This is a genomic window from Chryseobacterium sp., from assembly GCF_029240215.1.
Classification (GTDB): Bacteria; Bacteroidota; Bacteroidia; order Flavobacteriales; family Weeksellaceae; genus Chryseobacterium.
The window spans coordinates 203,165-221,357 of the sequence record NZ_JARBTK010000007.1 but is presented as its reverse complement, the minus strand read 5'-3'; the positions used below and the strand labels follow the sequence as shown (position 1 = coordinate 221,357).

Annotated in this window: 13 protein-coding genes; 1 reads left to right on the top strand and 12 read right to left on the bottom strand. The window is 36.3% G+C overall.

What is annotated here, in order from left to right; all coding sequences use genetic code 11:
* Nucleotides 1–35: 35 nt before the first annotated feature.
* The 11 genes from K0R77_RS14435 to K0R77_RS14385 form a co-directional block, all read right to left on the bottom strand.
* Nucleotides 36–1,439, bottom strand: a complete 1,404-nt coding sequence (locus tag K0R77_RS14435; protein ID WP_300353781.1) for a RagB/SusD family nutrient uptake outer membrane protein — start codon at nucleotides 1,437–1,439, stop codon at nucleotides 36–38.
* A gap of 3 nt (nucleotides 1,440–1,442) precedes the next feature.
* A complete protein-coding gene (locus K0R77_RS14430) occupies nucleotides 1,443–4,667 on the bottom strand; it encodes a SusC/RagA family TonB-linked outer membrane protein (protein WP_300353778.1) in 3,225 nt (1,074 codons plus the stop codon).
* 71 nt (nucleotides 4,668–4,738) lie between these two features.
* Nucleotides 4,739–5,548, bottom strand: coding sequence for a FecR family protein (locus tag K0R77_RS14425; protein WP_300353775.1), 810 nt, complete (start codon nucleotides 5,546–5,548; stop codon nucleotides 4,739–4,741).
* Between the two features lie 331 nt (nucleotides 5,549–5,879).
* Complete coding sequence (locus tag K0R77_RS14420) at nucleotides 5,880–6,374, bottom strand: sigma-70 family RNA polymerase sigma factor (protein ID WP_300353772.1); 495 nt, start codon at nucleotides 6,372–6,374, stop codon at nucleotides 5,880–5,882.
* Nucleotides 6,375–6,657: 283 nt separating this feature from the next.
* A complete protein-coding gene (locus K0R77_RS14415; RefSeq protein ID WP_300353769.1) occupies nucleotides 6,658–6,939 on the bottom strand; it encodes a hypothetical protein in 282 nt (93 codons plus the stop codon).
* Between the two features lie 23 nt (nucleotides 6,940–6,962).
* On the bottom strand, nucleotides 6,963–8,339 hold the full coding sequence (locus tag K0R77_RS14410; protein WP_300353766.1) for a S41 family peptidase: 1,377 nt from the start codon (nucleotides 8,337–8,339) through the stop codon (nucleotides 6,963–6,965).
* 78 nt (nucleotides 8,340–8,417) lie between these two features.
* Nucleotides 8,418–9,167 (bottom strand): hypothetical protein, encoded by a 750-nt coding sequence (locus tag K0R77_RS14405; protein ID WP_300353763.1) that lies wholly within the window; start codon nucleotides 9,165–9,167, stop codon nucleotides 8,418–8,420.
* Between the two features lie 286 nt (nucleotides 9,168–9,453).
* The gene (locus K0R77_RS14400; RefSeq protein WP_300353760.1) at nucleotides 9,454–10,473 is read right to left on the bottom strand and encodes a T9SS type A sorting domain-containing protein; all 1,020 of its coding nucleotides are present in this window, start codon (nucleotides 10,471–10,473) and stop codon (nucleotides 9,454–9,456) included.
* A 71-nt stretch (nucleotides 10,474–10,544) separates the two neighbouring features.
* On the bottom strand, nucleotides 10,545–11,858 hold the full coding sequence (locus K0R77_RS14395) for a hypothetical protein (RefSeq protein ID WP_300353758.1): 1,314 nt from the start codon (nucleotides 11,856–11,858) through the stop codon (nucleotides 10,545–10,547).
* A 392-nt stretch (nucleotides 11,859–12,250) separates the two neighbouring features.
* Entirely contained in the window at nucleotides 12,251–15,550 is a 3,300-nt protein-coding gene (locus K0R77_RS14390) for a TonB-dependent receptor (protein WP_300353755.1), read from the bottom strand.
* A 47-nt stretch (nucleotides 15,551–15,597) separates the two neighbouring features.
* Nucleotides 15,598–16,542, bottom strand: a complete 945-nt coding sequence (locus K0R77_RS14385) for a FecR family protein (protein WP_300353752.1) — start codon at nucleotides 16,540–16,542, stop codon at nucleotides 15,598–15,600.
* 259 nt (nucleotides 16,543–16,801) lie between these two features.
* Between K0R77_RS14385 and K0R77_RS14380 the strand changes: the two genes are divergently transcribed.
* On the top strand, nucleotides 16,802–17,422 hold the full coding sequence (locus K0R77_RS14380) for a sigma-70 family RNA polymerase sigma factor (protein ID WP_300353750.1): 621 nt from the start codon (nucleotides 16,802–16,804) through the stop codon (nucleotides 17,420–17,422).
* A gap of 234 nt (nucleotides 17,423–17,656) precedes the next feature.
* Here the strand turns inward: K0R77_RS14380 and K0R77_RS14375 are convergent, their stop codons facing one another.
* On the bottom strand, nucleotides 17,657–18,184 hold the full coding sequence (locus tag K0R77_RS14375; RefSeq protein WP_300353747.1) for a hypothetical protein: 528 nt from the start codon (nucleotides 18,182–18,184) through the stop codon (nucleotides 17,657–17,659).
* Nucleotides 18,185–18,193: the final 9 nt, after the last annotated feature.

Here is an 18,193-nt window from a genome sequence, read left to right as displayed (position 1 = left end):
AAGGGGTCGGGATGAGATGTTTTCAAATGATATTTTTAATAGCCCGGATTTTGTTTAATCGCAGGATCTGTATTGATTTGCCCTTGCGGAACAGGCATCAGCAAATGATGATTATTGATCTGAGCAGTACTGTATCCGGGATTATTGGTGAAATAGCTTGTCATCACCGAAATAGCCATACCTGTTCTGATAAGATCAAACCAACGATGACCTTCTCCAACAAATTCAAGTCTTCTTTCTTTACCTATTTCATTCAAAAGGAGGTCTTTATTTGAAAAATTTACAGCAGAAATTCCGGCTCTGGTTTTAATCTTATTTAAATAAATATTAGCATTGACAAAATCATTCTGTTCGGCATACGATTCTGCCATCATCAGAAAAACATCTGCCAATCTCAGCACTACAAAATTACTTCCGCCATCGGCGATCGTATTTGAGGTTTTTACCAATTTTTTACTGAATGGAATTCCGTTTGAAGTGAGACCGATATATGCAGAACGTCGTGTATCGCCGGTAGAATAAAGATTGTAAACCTCCTTCGTAGGAAGATTGTGACCTTTTGCTCCGGAAACCGATCCTGATGGACTGAACATCTGGAATGCCGTACTTCCTTCCGAATTACCGTTTAATCCTGAGGCAAACTGCACATCAAAAATAATTTCGGAATTGTTTTCATTGGCAACATCAAAAATTTTGGTAACATCAGTTAATAATTGATAACCCAAAGATTCAACTTGATTTAAATAACTCAATGATTCTGTATATTTTTTCTGTGTTAACAGCACTTTTCCTAAAATTCCAAGTGCAGCACCTTTGGTTGCTCTTCCTTTCTGTGTGGCAGTTGATGGCAACAGATTGATGGCTGCTTTTAAGTCAGCTTCAACTGCAGCATATACTTCAGCAACAGGCGTTCTTGGCTGACCGAAATAATCATTCACATTAGTAGTTTCTTTTAAAACTAACGGAACATCACCGAAAATTCTCACTAAATTAAAATACATTAATGCTCTCAGAAATTTCATTTCTCCAGTTCTCGAAGATTTTAATGCATCCGTCATATCCGGAATTTTACCAATTCTTGCCAAAATAATATTCGCTTGCTGAATTCCGATATAGTTGTCTTTCCAGGCACTGGCAATTAAGCTGTTGTTTGGTTGGATGGTAAAGAAATCAAGCTCGCCATACGTAAAGGCATCATTGGCAGGAACCTCATCGTAGGTATTGTCAGAAGGTAATTCTCCTAATGCCGGCATTCCCAACTGATATTGTCCTGTATATTGAAGCGAGCTATAGACCGAAACCACACCCTGTTCGATTTCCGCAGAAGTTGTATAGAATTGAGATGAAACTTTCTGTGCTTCAGGATTCACATCCAGAAGATCTGATGAGCATGAAGTCATGATTGAAAGACTGAATATTGTGATGAATATTTTTTTCATGATTTAAAATTTAAGATTAAAACCCATAGAATAAATTTTGGCTACCGGATAATATGCCTGATCAAAACCTTGGGTAAGAACATTGTCAGAAGTTGCGTCTATATTCATCCCTTTATATTTTGAAAGTGTGAAAATATTGTTTCCGACCATATATATCTGTGCGTTTTCTATACCGATATTTTTAAGTATTGATTGAGGTAGGTTGAATGCCAGACGAAGCGATCTTAATCTAATATAATCTGCGTCTTTGAAAAAGAGATTAGAAGTTCTGGCTTCTTTTCTGTTGTTTGAAAAATTCATATTGGGCATTCCGAAAAAACCATCCGGATTGCTTACCGCATTGTACCTGTTGTCAAAGTAGTATTGTGATGCCATTCCGAATCCTTCACCAGATTCTAGAGTCGTTACGGCATCTGCATTATATATTTTCTTTCCAATTTCGCTGTACAAAGTGAAACTTAGTTCAAAAAGCCCGTACCTGAAATTGTTATTAAACCCGATGATATATTTTGGAACTCCACTACCGAAACTTCTTTTATCATTCACATCAATTTTTCCGTCATTATTCAGATCTTCCATGATGTAGTCTCCCACCATTGTTCCGGTGATGTGAGCTGAATTATTAATCTCTGCCTGATTTTTGTAAATCCCGATAATGTTGTAGCCATACATTTCTCCGATAGAACCGCCCACTTTTGTGACAGAAAAATTGTTTTCCCCGGTGATAATCTGATTCTGACCATTCGCCAAAGCCAAGACTTCATTTTTATTGGTCGAAAAATTTAAACTTCCTGAATACGTAAAATCTTGTGCGATGTTAAAAGTTTTTGATGCAATCTGTAATTCAAAACCTGAATTTTTGATCTTTCCGATATTCTGAAGAGAAGTACTGAAACCCGATTGCTGCGGAACGGGAACATCCAGTAGTAAACCGTCCCGGTTTAAAATATAATAATCTGCAGAAATATTTAAGACATTTTTAAATAATGAAAAATCAATCCCGAAGTTATTGGATTTTGATTTCTCCCAGGAAATATTCGGGTTTGGAGCCGTCGCCGTCGTATAACCTGGTGCTAAAGTATTTCCAAAAGTATAATTATCGGGATTCATCAGCGAAAGAGCACCGAAATTTGGGATCTGATTGTTTCCGTTGCTTCCTAAACTGTATCTTAGTTTTAAGTCGGTAATGATATTGTTTTCAGGGAAAAAGTTTTCATTACTTACTGTCCAACCGGCAGAAAATGCATAAAAATCTCCCCATTTAGAGTTTTTACCGAAACGTGAAGAACCGTCTCTACGGTAGGAAGCCATTAGATTATACTTATCGTCAAACGTATAATTGATTCTCGTAAAATAAGAAAGCAATCTCCACTTGTACTGCGTTAATGTATTTTTAAAAGCTGTTCCGCCTGCAATATTTCGGATACTGTTATCCGGAAAAGAAGTTGCTTCGGTTAAAAGCTGAGTGTTGTCTTCCTGCTGGAAAGACTGTCCTCCAATTGCATCGACTCTGTGAGAACCCCATTTTCTATCAAACGAAATTACGTTTTCTATCAAATAATTTTTCCTGATATATTCTGTTCTGTTGGCAAAAGTTACATCCGGTGCCGCAGCTCTGTAGGCTCCAACTGTAGAAGGATCAAAAAAGTTGTATTCGTAATTGGAATAATCTCCACCTACAGACAATCTGTATTTAAGACCTTTCAATAATTCTAATTCTGTAAAAATATTACCGAATGTTTTGAACAAAGTATATTTTCTGTTTGTCATTTCCTGCACCGCAACCGGGTTTTCTACCAAAGCTCCGTCTGTTGCAGTATTGCCTAAGATTTGTTGAGAAACAGCTAAACTTCCGTCATCATTATATACTTTGAAGAATGGATACATGGCTGTTGCCATTTGCAGCGGATTATAGCTTCGGGAGTTTTCTGACGCATTGATTGTACCTGTTGCATAAGAAGGGGTCATGGTTACGCCGACTTTCCAACGGTCTGTAAGATCAGTTGACAAATTGATGCTTGTTGAAAATTTTCCATAATCAGTTCCGACCACCAAACCTTTCTGATTAAAATAACTTGTCGTGAAGGCATATTTACTTTTATCGCTTCCTCCCGTAATATTCAGTGAAGTCTGACTTATGGGTGCAGGTTTCATAACGGTATTGAGCCAGTCGGTATCGGTCAGGCCCGGTTGTTTAGCTAAATAAGGTTTAAGATAATCAGGAATTAATTCTCTTAAAGAAGCTCCTTTGCTTATTCTTATTGCATTGTCATCAAAAATACTTCTGTTACTGCCTTTAGACAGATAATTATTGTCTCTTGCTTCTTTCAGGAAAATTGCCATATCATAAGCATTCACCAGCTTTACGTTATCACTCCGCATCTGCATTCCGTAATAGGTGTCAAAAGAGACGTTCATTTTTCCTTTCTTCCCCTGCTTGGTTTCGATAATGATGACTCCGTTTGCACCTCTCGAACCATAGATTGCGGCAGAAGCGGCATCTTTAAGAATGTCAATTTTAGCAATAGAATTAGGATCGATGGCATTTAAATTTGAGCCTTCCGTTAAAGGAAGTCCGTCTACAACGATCAAAGGATTTGAGCCCGCTGTTAAAGTTCCGATTCCTCTTACTCTGATGGATGGTGACCCTCCCGGATTGGCGTTGGCCTGTGTAATCTGCACTCCTGTTGCTTTTCCTGCGATGATATCTCCAAAGTTACTGGAAGCAATACCTTTCATCTGTTTCTCATCGATTGAAGAAATAGAACCCGAATTGTTTTTCTTGCTCTGCTTTCCGTACCCCACCAAAACAACTTCATCGATTGTTTTTTCTCTAGATTTTGCAGTGTCTCTAACGAAATTGACAAAATCATCAGTTTGAACTGCATTGACTTTTTGCTGTTTGGCTATCGCCCTGGTATTGAGACGCACGGTCACTGTGTTTTGATCTACATTAAAATCAAGACCTACATTTTTCTTCAGATAATCTAAAGATTCTGATAAAGATTGATAATTAATCCGAAATTCATCAACCTCGATGTTTTTTAAATCTGAAACAGAATAAAAGAATTTGACTCCATGAGCTTTTGACAGTTTCTCAAAAACTTTGTTTAATGGAATTTTCCGCTGATTGACGGATTGTTGAAAACACTTGTTAGCAGTTGCATAGGAAAATTGTGATGCACACAAAAGCCCTAACAACATCATGCTAATTGTTGTTTTTTTCATAGCTTTGCTGAAATTAGTTGTTATTTGACTGATTTATATTCAATGCATCGGTAACCCCCATTACCGCTGCATTATTTTTTTAGAATAATATGATCCTGTGATTTTTTGTCAACATTGAGATTAAAAGGAAAGCTGATGGTCTGCAGTACTTTTTCAAGATTTCCTGTGATATCCCCATCAATGATATTGTTTTTATATTCTTTCGGATATTCGATTGAAATATTATAGGTTTCTTCCAGTTTTGAAACGGCAGCATTGAATTTCATGTCATTGAAGTCAAACTTTCTTTCAACCTCGTGATCGTAAAAATGCTTTTCAATTCCGTTTTTGTCTGCGAACCATGTTTCTTTAGGCAAAAGAAATGTTGAATGGCCTCTGTAATCTACTTTTACTTTTCCTTCCTTCAAATAAACTTTATTGCTTTGTTTTTGATCTAAAGTAAACTGGGTTCCCAAAACCTGAACTTTAAATCCCTTGGCATTTACTATAAATGGTAAATTTTTATTTTTAGCAACATTAAAAAATGCTTTTCCTGTAAAAGAAACAGTTCTGGTTTTTGATCCGAAATCTTTGGCAAGCGTCAACTCACTTTGAGGTTCCAAGATAATTTTACTTCCGTCTGATAAAACGAATTCTTTTTTCACTTCTGAAGTTTTATATACTAATTCTTTCTGAGCTGAAGACGATTTTCCATTCTCCATAAAATACAAACCCATCAAGGTAAAAAGTGGCAAAAGCACCGCTGCAATGGCTAAGAATTTTCTACTGTTTCTTCTAAATTGTATTTTCCTTTCAAGTCCGTTCCAAATTCTTTGATCCGAAGCATCTTTTATTTTGCGGTTTTCTTCCGATACCGATTTCCACTGATTTTCAAAATCCATAGGTATTCTTTGTTCTTTATTAGTGAATACGTCAGAAAGATAAAATCGTCAACCTTTATTTTCTTTATTTAATGATTTGTTCATATTGGATTCATGGGGAAATATTTACAATGAAGGAAATCGATATGTAAACGGTGAACTAAGAAAGAGACTCATATTCTTTGCTAACTACCAATAAGACTATTGAAAATTAAAATGCAAAAAACATTGCGGATTGTCAACAACACTAAAATTTGTTATAAAATAACTTTATCTAAATTTTGATAAAGATTAAAAACTACAGTGTAATAACATTTTCGTAGGAGAGTTGGGTAAATATTGAAATTATCTTTTAGACAAAAAAATTCAAATTCGTCCTCAAAAACTTCAAAACCTTATTCACATGCTTTTCAACTGCTGTTTTGGATATATGGTTTTCCTTAGCGATGGTAAAAAGGCTGAGATTCTGGAGTTTATTTTTGATGAAAAACTCACGGCTTCTTTCGGGAACCTGCTCGAGCAGTTTTTCAATTTTTTGCAACTGATCTTCCTGAAGGAGTTTCTTTTCGATATCAGAGTTTTCTTCGGGACTTATTTGTTGAGAATTTTCCAAAGAAACATAGATCATTTTCTTTTTACGATAAAAATTGGAGATTTCCTGTTTGGCAGATTTAAAGATAATCGCCTCGGTTTGAGATAGGGAATCGGTTTCGGAACAGTATTTCCAGACGTGCATAAAAATATCCTGAACCAGCTCTTCGATATCTTCTTCGTCAGAAACATATTTAGCCACGAAAAAATATACCTTATGCTTATATTCAGAATATATTTTTTTGAAACTGTCCATTTGAATTACTTCTTGACGAGCTTTAAACTCATTTTTGCAAAGCTACTTAAACGTGCATGATTATAGATTAATGCTATATTAAATTTAGATAATTGAAGCCGATTCAATTGAGAATTTGAGTAGACTCTGTTAATAGCATTTGGAAACATTGGAATCTTCTTCCTTTATACTAAACTGAAAGTCAATCTTTTTAATTTCTAAAAATTATCCGAAAACTATATAGTCTGAAATTCTTTCTGAGGAATCAGATAACTGTCATTTGGAAGATGAGGTGGATAAAAAACTATCTATTCTTTTTATCTATTGTCTTCATCTTTCTGACTGGTGAATACATTTTTGTTTTGAGAAAAGAAATGGTAGACTGATAATCTCGCAGACATTTACTAAGCTCAAATAGCAAAACCTGGTAATAATCATAAGTTCCCTGAAGTTCAGTAATTCTTTGTCTTAAAATTTTATCATCATCTTCTGTAACTGTAATATTTCCATACAGGTCGTAAAATTGTTTGTAACGTTCAAAAACATTTATCAGATCCTGATGCTCTTTAGTATCAATTCTTTTCATTATACTTTAATGATATTGCTAAATTATTTCTTCATATTAATTCCATGTTGCCAATCGCTTTCCCACAATATTTTCAACGAATGATCCGGCATTTCATTCCCTGAAATTTTTGAGTAAATCTTGTTCAATGCAGAAGAAAGTATGGTTTCATTTGGGTCTCCTAAAGGTAATAATGGCAAAAAAGAAAATTCATTAACAGAAATCTGAGGTGAAATTCCGTTGCTGTATTCTCCTTCACTGTTGGCATTATATACTTTATAAATTACCGGATGAATTTGCCAGGAAATTTTAGGAGGATTATGCTTATCTTCAATAGCAAAACCTGCCATATCTTTTCCTAGAGTAGTTCCACCTACCTGAATTACTTCCAGATAAGGTTTAAGATTATTAATCACAATTTCTGAAGCCGAAGCTGTGCTTTCTGAAGTTAAAATATAGACTTTGCTAAGCCCTAAAGTATTAGCTTGTAAAATATTAAAACCCGGTGCACTTTTATCATAAGCGATTTGTTGTGAAAAATTCATTTTTACTTCACCTCCGTTTTTATTCCCTCTATAAATAATGAAAGGGGAATTGGAAGAAATCCCTGCCGGAATCATCGCACAGAGCGCAGCCGCAGAAGCTACCGAACCTCCGTAATTATATCTTAAATCCAAAATCAAAGCCTGAACTCCTAATGCTTTAAACTCAGAGAATTTCTGTAAAAGAAGCTGAGCCATTCCGTCCGGAAAATCATAAATATACAAATAGGCGGTTTTCTTACCATTGTGCTCAAAAATCTTTGAAACTAAAGACTGATCAAGGGTGAACCCGTAATATACCGTAATGTCTTTTTCGTTAGTAATATTCCCGTTATTCCAATCTCCGACAGAAAGATGAAGAACCGTGGAATTGATAATAGAAGACGATATTGTTCCCATATTTGCAGAAGTAATCACCACCCCATTAATTTTGGTAATCACCATTCCACGTTTCAGACCTGCATTTTGAGCCGGTGAATTCTGCAAGACCAGTTTAATAACCGTTACAATTTTTCCATCCGGCTGTTGAAGTATAGTATAATCAAAACCATACCTACTGCGAACTGATTTCGGATAAGTAGATGCATCTTTCGTATCCAAAATAAATGAAAACCTATCCTGTGGAGATAAAAGACTTTTGAAAAAATCTTGCGTTGGAAGACTATAATTAGGCTTTGAAGGCATGTGCTCCGCCCAATAATAATACCGTCTCATACTGTCTTGTACCCACAAATTGACAGATTCTGTGCTGCCTTCAGGAAAATCAGGAATTCCCTCATCATCCTGCCGGCAGGAAACAATCGAGATAAAGGCGAAAAATGACAAAAGCAGAAATTTAAACTGATTTCCGTAAAGATTTTTAATTAATGTTATATTCATTGTGATTTGGTTGAAAACAGTCAGTTATAATTTAAATAGGGTCTTTTTCAGATTCTTATAATCTCTTTTGTTCATTATTTACAGATAATCTGCTACATCAATATCGCCTTTTATAACTAAATTTCCGTTTTCCTGTTTTTCCTGTAAAACGATCATATTCACTCGGTCGTTATTGATGTATACCTGCTTCAATGTTACCATTACAGGAGTTGTACCGATATAAGGGGCGGTAGTTCCCGGTTTGTAGAGCTCCAGATAGACCGGTGTATTGATGTTAAAATTGTTGTAGACCTGAACAGTAGTAAACGATTTTTTCCCGATTTCATCAAAGGTCGCCAGCACAGTCCCGTTATCTCTTTTCAATACTCCCTTTACCCCTTCTAAAGCGGAACCTGAGAATTCACCAATATTTGGGAAAATGAAAACATAACCTACTTTTCCGAGATTCACTGTTGGTTTCACCGCAGAAGTCTGAAGGAAAATTCCCGGCAGGTTGAAGAAATTCAATGTTTTATATTGGTCAACATTATCGTAGTTAATATTGAATGTTTTGATTTCTGCTCCGGTATCTTTGTTAAAAATCCCAAGTATATCGGTTTCTCCTTTATCCAGCACAAAACTGAGTTTGGTAGTAATGTTATTGGTGTAAGACGTATTCCCGTTGATAGACACAGGTTCTCCGTTCAATCGAAGCTGTAAGATATCTGGTTTGGAGTATCCTTTAATATTGACCTCTGCCGGTTTTTGAGCTACATCATAGGTCTGCAACGATTCATCTGTGCAGGAAAATAAGCTCATCAATGCAGTGAGTGCAATTATCTTTTTCATATATAGATTAATTTATAATTTCAATTTTCTGTTTCATCTTACTGTATATACTTTATTTTAGGCATTTGCAAACAGTGAATCCAAAGAGAACTCCAACTAATAAAATTTTTTATTTTTATTTGATATTGAAATAAAGCCCTTCACCTGTTAAAACAAAGGGCTATATTTTTAAATATTTTGCAGAACAAGCTCTTGTATATTCGTTCTCTCTATACCGTAGCCATAGGCAGCATTCAATAGGGTTTAAAAAGAATATCAGTCATTGTTTTTTGATGAGGTAAAAAAATTATTTCTTGATAAACTTTGTTGTGCTTAGGTTACTGTTTGTTTCTACCGTTAGAGTATAAACGCCTTTTGGTAATTCACTTACGTTGACCTGTCCATTGCTTATCACCGTGGAAAGCAACTGCTGTCCTGCCGCACTATATACTTTTACAGTAGCTTTGGTTATGCTTTTCAGGTACAGCACATCTGTTACAGGGTTAGGATATACCGTTATCATAGATTTGGCTTTTGCTTCCGATGTACCTAAAACATTTGAGTCTGCATAAACCTGCATCTCGTCTATTTGAAAGGTATTTGATGAATTGGTATCTTTAAATGGTAATGTACTGATTGCTGATGAATTGCTTGCAAAGTTAACATTATTCCAAAATCCAATATAGATTTTCTGCCCTGCATACTGGGAAAGGTCAGCAGTTGCCTGGGCGAATAAAGCATTGCTATCAGCAATATAATCTGCGTTGGTAATGCTTAACAATTTAGGAATTACACTAGGATTACTGCCGTTATTATTAGCTGTTGTAATATCAGTACGGAGGGCCTGGAAATCGGCTACAGTAGGAACTGGTTTTGTCGGTGTGCTTACATAAACAAAAACGTGTCTGTTGGTATTATTACTTGCAGAAGTGGTATTATAAGTAATTACTCTCCCGATCATAGCCGCCAGAGTAATGGTTCCCGAAGCTGTCGTTAAATCTATCTCAGGCGAAATTACCCAGTCTTCAAAATCGTTGAGATAACCATCCTGAAAATTTGCCGGGCCACCAACAACATTTGGTTTATATGCACTGTGTCTCAAAACGTAATCGGGTGATACTTCCTCGTACATATTGGGAGTTGCCGCATTACGTACCACGTGTTTTCCTATATTCCATGTGTTATTATTATTGTTTCCGTCATAGAATACCCACCCGGCTCTTTCCTGTGGAGTATCAAAGGTATTTTCCCAAACAAGTACCTGTGCATTAGCAACACCAGATAATATTAGACTAAATAAAACTAAAAACTGGTTTATATTTTTCATAATTAAGGTAAAAAAAAGAAAACAGGCGGCAGCTTCCCGCCGCCTGCTTTCAGGTTAAATAATTTTGAGAATTAAAATGAATAATTGGTCCAAGTTCCATTATAACTCCAGCTTCTTGGAGAAATGCTCCAGCTACCTTCGTTAAAGAATGGATTTCCTGTTAAGAAGAACGTTGCTGCAGGAGTACCTGTTGCTGTGTTAGTGATACCCGATGTACCCGCTCCAGTAACAGCAGTTGTAAATCCGTGTGCATAAATAGTAGAAAGATTAAGTGCTGCTAATGCAGAACCTGTACCTTCTACTCTAATACCTGTAGGATATCCTGAAACCAATGCGTCGTTCAGGGTAAGCTGTCCGTATCTTCTTACATGAATTCCGTTTTCATATAAAGATCCCTGTGGCTGTTGAGTTGTAGGGTCTACAAAATTTTTAGCACCTATAATTGTAATGTTATTGATGATTGGGTGCGTAAGCAAGGTTGTAGAAGTACCTGTTGAATTGTTATCCAACTCAATTCCGTTTGAATCTGGGTTACCACCACTTAGACTATGAGTAGAATTATAATTAGCTAAAGCCAATGCATTGGTAATAGTACCTGTATAACCCTGATCAAAATCGAAGTTATCATCATCTGCAGCAAATGATACCAAATTAGAAGCATTTACTGTTCCACCGAAGAACTCGAAAGAATCGTCTTTACCATACGACACCTGAATGTGGTTTAAGGTAGTTCCTGAACCAACACCTCCTAATGTCAAACCGTTGATCTCATTACCTGAGTTAGGAGCTAAAAGGTCAAAACCGGCAAACTCTATTCGTACGTAAGTTAAAGATCCTCCGTTATGGGTAGAATTAGTTCCTCCGTACTGATATTCAGAACCGTTAAGCCCTTCAATTGTTGTAGTAGTATTTCCGTTATTTGTAGGAGCATCTCCCAAAATAACTATTCCACCGAAATCTCCGGGAGCTCCCGTTGTTTCTGCATCACAATCTAACAAATTATAGCTAGTAAATACAACTGGAGCCTCAACCGTACCGTTGGCATTTAATGTACCACCTTTTTGCACTACCAAAACACCACTTGCAGTATTATTCGCTTTTGGCTTAGATTTGATGTAAGTTCCAGCATCAATAGTAAGTGTAACACCACTTGGCACATTTAAAATACCGTCGATCTCCCAAATCTTATCTGCAGTCCAATGAATTGGAGCTGTAGAAGATCCCACATCCCCTGAAACCGTCTGAACAGGACGACTACAAACTGATGAATACTCTGCGGATGCAGACTGCATATTAAAGTTCGAATCTGATTCTGCTAAAGAATCATTTTGGCGGCAAGCCGTAAATGATAGGGCTGCCATTGCTACCAGAAAGAAATTTTTCATAATATTTAGTAATTTAGTAGTTTTGTCTCGGGCTTCGCATTTTATTGCCCGAAACTGGTTAATTAGCCGGGAGACAATGCCTTTTTGTCTCCCTTTTTTTTTGATTATCCCCACGATGCCGAAAGGCACAACATCGTGAAGGTCTTACCGAAACACTAAAAACCTTTGTAAAACCGGCACTTGACGAGCACGGTCGGTATGCTATACCTTCTAAGATTTCTCACTCCGAAAGGCGGGTTTTCCTCAGGTAATGTTTACGGTTGAATGAACGCTGCGCTTTTTCAGCTTACGGGCTGATGTTTTATTTTTGTTTCTCTGTCGTATCAAGTCTGTCGAGATATTTTATAAACTCGTCAACAGGTTTAAGATTACTCAGAATGACAATGAACATTTTAAAATGTATAATTTATACTCAATCCTAAAGTTCTGCCCCTGTATGCACGGAACAGGATTTTGTCTATATCCTTATCATACTTATCCGTCGCTCCGGGCATCAACCCCAAACCCTCCCGTGTTGCGGCGATAGTATTACCATCTGCTGTTTGCACCGAATAAGAATTATAATTGTTATAATATTCTATTACTCTGTTAAAAATGTTTTTAGCATTGAATTTTATTTCAAGATTTTTATCTTTAAGCAGTTTATATGAAACCTGTGCATCTGCCACTGCATAAGGTCTCTGGATTTCTTCTCCGTTATAGTCATATCCAACGGTAATATACTGCTCACCTTTAGCATTATAGAGGAAGTTTAGTCCCAACCGCTCTCCGTCATACGACAATCCCAGATTATATGCCCAAGGAGTCTGCCCATAGAGTGGGCGCTCTACCTCGTAGGTTTCAGCATCGTTTTCAGTATTGAAGCGGTTTTTAAATGCAACAACTTTCGTATCATTATAAGTGAAATTTCCACTTATAAATAGGTTTTTCAGCAATGTATTATCTGCTATAAAGCCAAGGTTTTTTCTTACCTCTACTTCAAAACCTTTAAGCTTTGCGTTGGCTGAATTTCCGTTATAGAGATATAAATTTCCTTCATTGGAAATATATCCTTCTCTTTCAATAGGGCGATCAATATCTTTGTAATACAATCCTGCAGAGATAATTTCTCCTAATCCCGGAAACCACTCAAACTTAAAATCGTAATTATCAATTACAGATGAAGTTAATTCTGTATTATAAATCAACGCATTAGCTACCGGATCAAAGTAAGGAAGACCTGTTCTTTCGTTAAACTGCGGACGCAATACAGAACGACCATAGGCTAACCTAAGATTCATTTTATTGGTCGGACTATACGTAAAGTTGGCAGAAGGCATCCATTGCCAAGCCTTGTCTTCAATTGGTTCTTTGTTAAGATTTCGTGAATCATCAGGATCTAATTGTTGTGAAATTTGCTCATATTTAAAATACTCTGCCCGAACACCCCATACCAAACGTAGCTTACTCCCCAAACGGTTATCCAGCATCAAATAAGGAGCATGTTGGGTAACCTCGCCCTCGTATTTGCTGTTTTTATACAATGGTTTGGTCTGCCAACCAATACCGCCTGTTGTGTAGTGGGAACCATCAAACCAATCTGCTAAAGCCCCATACATCATCAGGTAATTTTTTTCGGTATTGGGAACATCCCTGTTTTCGTCTACTCTCAAGAAGAATTTTTCCTGCTGGTTGGTATTGTTTTTCAATGCTCCGGCATAACCTACTTTAATATCATTTTTGAAGTTCCCCGTATCCATACTCCATTTGAACGATGTCCCAAAATTGTAATCGGTCTCTTTACTTTCTATATATCCTCTGGAAAAATTATTACCGGAATTATAAATTTGATTGTAGGTTAAAATTTCGTTCCCGATAAATTGATAATAGGTTTGATGTTGTGTATAGTCTTTTGTGTCTGATTCAACACCTGTTCTTGCTGCAAACCAGCTCAGCTCGGCGTTTCCTATTTTATGGCTTCCTTCCAGTTTATTTTGCAGCAAAGTCTGATAAACAGGATAAACCGTATTATCCGTATAAGGTCTATCCATCGACTGAAGCTGAGAAGGATCATTATTCGGAATTACTCCATTATAAAAATAGTTGTATGATGCCTCCGCATTTTCCGGCATTCCGCTTCCTCCGGTATATTCATTCCATCCGGTTACCATTGTGAGGGTATTATCATAAATATGGGTATATGAATTGCGGAACGAAAGTCTGTTTTTTCCTAACTGTAATCCGAAATTCAACATTCCTGCCACTGTAGAATTGTAAGTATAAGAAGCTCCTTTGTTTTTAAAGTTGTAAAATTTTACAGGTGCTAAGCCTTGCTGCTGTTCTTTTCCTATGGGTCCAGCAGTATCCAGCCAGTTTCCTCTGCCGGTGTGGTCTATATCTAATTTATTTTGTTCATTTCTTACAGTTACAGCTCCTGCAAATCCCCATTTGTTGTTGTTTTTCATCTTAAAGCTTTTTCCGAAAGCCAACTGATAATTTGAGTTTAGGTCTGCTGTTGTTTTAAAAGTAGAAAAGTTGTCTTTAAACTGTTTAGACTGCTCAAAAAACTGAGGATTATTCCAGTCCATTGGCTCCAGCCCTTTCGGGAAATCCCTTGTACCGTCATCATATCCCCAGTAATCGTTCTTTCCTCGCTGTCTTGTAAGAAACTTCTTAAACGTAGAAATATCGTTATAAGAAGAACCCATACTAAGCGTTAAGAAATCTTTATTCGGGATGTCTTTTGTATGTACTTCTACGTAACCTCCTGCAAAGCTGGCGTTCATATCCGGAGTAGCGGTTTTACTCACTACCACACTCTCTACCATTGCAGTAGGGATAATATCGAATGAAAAATTATTGTTATACGCTTCTGTGCTTGGAAGATTGATACCATCCATCGCCGCCGTATTCCAACGTTCACCCATAGAACGCACTACCACATATTTATTGTCCACCGTAGTAACGCCGGTTACTCTTTTGAGTGTAGCTCCCACATCGCTGTCTGGTGTTTTGGAGATTTGCTCTGCAGAAATACCGTCGCTCATCTGGGCTGCCTTTTTCTGCTGTGTCAGCAAACCAGCTTGTGTATCTGCCTTTCGGGTACCGGTAATCACTACTTCTTTGATAGAAGTTTCATTTTCAGATGCACGTCTCATCGCAAAAGAAACAGTATTAGTTTCATTGCCTTTTATTGTAAGCTTTTCTACTCGCAAAGAGCTGTATTTTTCAGCTTTTACGGTAAGTGTGTATTCTCCGGAACGAATATCCAGAGAAAAATCTCCATTGTTATCGGTAGCTGCAGTCTTTCCTGCAACACTTACTACTGCTCCTGTAACAGGGTCTCCAACTTCATTTACAATTTTTCCCGAAAGATGTCCGTTTCCCGATACTACAGCATTTGAGCCATTATATTTCAGAGATATTAAATTCCCTCTCATTCTGAAGGCTACCGGAAGCCCTGTGGTAATTTCCTGTAAGCAATCGTTCACCGGAATGCTTTCGCATTTAACATTTTTTATTTTAAGTCCTTTAAAATCTTCTTTAGAATAGGTAAGTCCCAAACCCGTTCTTGCCGCAAACTCCTCCAGGGTTTTAACTAAAGGGCTGCCTGCAGGAACGGCAAAAGATACTTTTTGTGTCAATTCCTGTGCTTGCAACGATACTGCAAAAAATACAGCCGCTACCGTTAGCCCACATTTCATTTTTTTCATTATTATTTATTTCCTTTTATTAGAAGAATATTTTATAGAATTGTCTACTACTTTTTTAGGGTATATATGTTATTATCTTTCTGAACTTCCATTCCTACAGCAAAAGCCAAGACTTCAATATTTTCATCTATATTTCCTTTAAGTTCCGCTGAGATCTTTTTAGTCCCTATTTCTGCAGGATAAAGAATATTGATACCGTAATGCTTTTTTACGACTTCTATAATTTCACTAAACGGTACCTCATTAAAATTTAAAGATTCTATTTTAGTACTCTTTCTGCCAGATTGTGTATCCGTATTTTTTGTATATACTGCTGCTGTACGGGCTATCCCGAAATTAGTCCACACCTGATTGGGTTTCAGATAAGATACCGGAACACCTGCATAAGAAACTGCAACCTTCCCTTCATAAAGATCTACAGCTTTGTTCTTGCCGGATTGTGAGATTTTAAAAACCGTACCCAAAACCTTGGTGCTGAAATTTTCAGCACGAACGATAAATGGATGAAATTTGGATTTTGCGACGGAAAAAACAGCATCTCCTCTCAGATCAACAATACGGGTATCTGAAGGAAAGGATTTGTCTACTGTAAGTTCAGCACCCGGTAACAGCGTAACTAATGAACCGTCTTTCAGCATAACCTTCCTGATAGTGGATTCTGCCGTATAAACATCCGGCATAAAAAAATTCTTATATATAACACTCCCTCCCAATGAAAACAACAAAACCAAAACAGCCGCAGCCTGATATATATGCTTTCTGAAAAAATGTTTTCTTTGTTTGTCTAATGCGGGAGCAAAATAGGGCTGTAAAACAGATAATACTCTTTCTTTTGATTCTCTTATATGAGCAGGATCTAAATCCTGATCGGCATCAATCCGCCATTTGTGTAAGATTTCCTTTTCTTTGTCTTCCAGTTTATTTACGGAAACTTCTCTTAACCATAGTTTGAAGACAAAGGCTTCAATCTTACTGTATTTAAAATTTTTCACTTGATTATTGAACTTATTTATTATTGATAAATGATTTACACTCTCATCTATAATACTCCTGAGAATCTAAAACTTCCCAAGCAACAATTAACATTCTCTTAACATGGAAGCTTGTTTTATCAGTATATAAATTATTCCATTCCAATAAAATCAGCTATTCCATATTATTCAGTTTATTTTCTTCATAAATAATTAACCCATAGCATAGGAAAATTTATAAATTGTTAATATTGATTTGGGTAATTTTGCAGTACCCATTATGAATCCAACTGACTATAAACTATTAAAAGAGATCAAATCAGGAAATCGCCCTGCATTTATGACATTCTATGACCGGCATTGGAATACTTTTTACAGTTTTATTTTTGCGCGAACCAAAAGCAAGGATATCACAGAGGAAATTCTGCAAAAGTTATGGGTAAGAATACTTGAAGATGCTGATTTTGTTCAGACAGATGAACAGCAAAATGCAAAAAATTATCTTTTACGTTTTCTGCATTTTCGGATTGTTGACCAATACAAAAGCAAAGAGCAAACATTAGTGAATGTAGAAAATCTGGACGATGAAACATTTGAGCTTACTGATTCTGAATATTTTGAAATATTGGAAGAAAATGATATAGGAGAGCTATTTGAAATGATTAATCAAATCGTATCTCAACTCTCCTCAACTGAGCAGAAAGTATATGATCTGCGCATCCGAAAAAATATGTCTGTAAATGAAACGGCAGAAGCTTTGGGATTAAGTAATAAAACGGTAAGTAACAATCTGAGCAAAAGTATCACCGAAATACGCAAACAATTAAGTCCTAAATATAAATCTTCCAAAAAGCTTATTTCAGCATTAATTTGGCTGGAAATTATGGCGAATATGAGTTAAACTTTCAATATCTATGAAGGAATAGTTTTCTTATTAGACCTTTTATAAAATCATGCTTACAACTATTTATCAGATAAAATTTAGGTGATAATATATCTGAATATACTAAACTTTAAATGTCAAACTTAATTATATGCGGTAATATTTGGTGTTTTTTAATAGTTGGTATATTTAATAATAAAATAAAGGATGCATGATGCACCCTTTATTTACAGATAGTATTAAGTATCTTGATTAATAAATATTGATGTAAGTAAAAGCAGTTCCTCCTGAACTGATTGTAAACCATTCAGTTTCAGAAACAGACCCAAGCTGATACGTAGGATAAGTGGCTCCACAACTTGAAATGCCTATCTGGAAACTATCATAAACAGTATTGGGACTGGAATTATCTCTGACATCAAATGCATAGAATCTCCAGTCTGTGGTGGGGGAAATACTTATTACATTCGGATGGTTATAAGGTAAAACGGTAGCAGGAGAAGTAGAAGACATTCGCACAAGAAAATCATTAACCGGGATCGGTGCAACATTGGCTGTATAATATTTCTCATAGGTAGCAGTTGTAGTCGGTGGAATCGTAAAATTGCCACTTGCCATAGTATTCCCCATATACAGTTCGGGTACACAGTTGGTAACATGATTAGCTCTAAGTCTTCCTGTCAATTTATAAATCGTGTAATTATTAATCACCAATGTACTTTGCTGCGCAAAAGCAGATACACTTAAGAATAAACAAAAGATTGGAAATATTTTTTTCATATGACTTAT

Excerpts from the sequence above, each read along its gene's own strand:
- K0R77_RS14435 (WP_300353781.1), bottom strand. The coding sequence starts at position 1,439 with ATGAAAAAAATATTCATCACAATATTCAGTCTTTCAATCATGACTTCA.
- K0R77_RS14430 (WP_300353778.1), bottom strand. The coding sequence starts at position 4,667 with ATGAAAAAAACAACAATTAGCATGATGTTGTTAGGGCTTTTGTGTGCA.
- K0R77_RS14425 (WP_300353775.1), bottom strand. The coding sequence starts at position 5,548 with ATGGATTTTGAAAATCAGTGGAAATCGGTATCGGAAGAAAACCGCAAA.
- K0R77_RS14420 (WP_300353772.1), bottom strand. The coding sequence starts at position 6,374 with ATGGACAGTTTCAAAAAAATATATTCTGAATATAAGCATAAGGTATAT.
- K0R77_RS14415 (WP_300353769.1), bottom strand. The coding sequence starts at position 6,939 with ATGAAAAGAATTGATACTAAAGAGCATCAGGATCTGATAAATGTTTTT.
- K0R77_RS14410 (WP_300353766.1), bottom strand. The coding sequence starts at position 8,339 with ATGAATATAACATTAATTAAAAATCTTTACGGAAATCAGTTTAAATTT.
- K0R77_RS14405 (WP_300353763.1), bottom strand. The coding sequence starts at position 9,167 with ATGAAAAAGATAATTGCACTCACTGCATTGATGAGCTTATTTTCCTGC.
- K0R77_RS14400 (WP_300353760.1), bottom strand. The coding sequence starts at position 10,473 with ATGAAAAATATAAACCAGTTTTTAGTTTTATTTAGTCTAATATTATCT.
- K0R77_RS14395 (WP_300353758.1), bottom strand. The coding sequence starts at position 11,858 with ATGAAAAATTTCTTTCTGGTAGCAATGGCAGCCCTATCATTTACGGCT.
- K0R77_RS14390 (WP_300353755.1), bottom strand. The coding sequence starts at position 15,550 with ATGAAAAAAATGAAATGTGGGCTAACGGTAGCGGCTGTATTTTTTGCA.
- K0R77_RS14380 (WP_300353750.1), top strand. The coding sequence starts at position 16,802 with ATGAATCCAACTGACTATAAACTATTAAAAGAGATCAAATCAGGAAAT.
- K0R77_RS14375 (WP_300353747.1), bottom strand. The coding sequence starts at position 18,184 with ATGAAAAAAATATTTCCAATCTTTTGTTTATTCTTAAGTGTATCTGCT.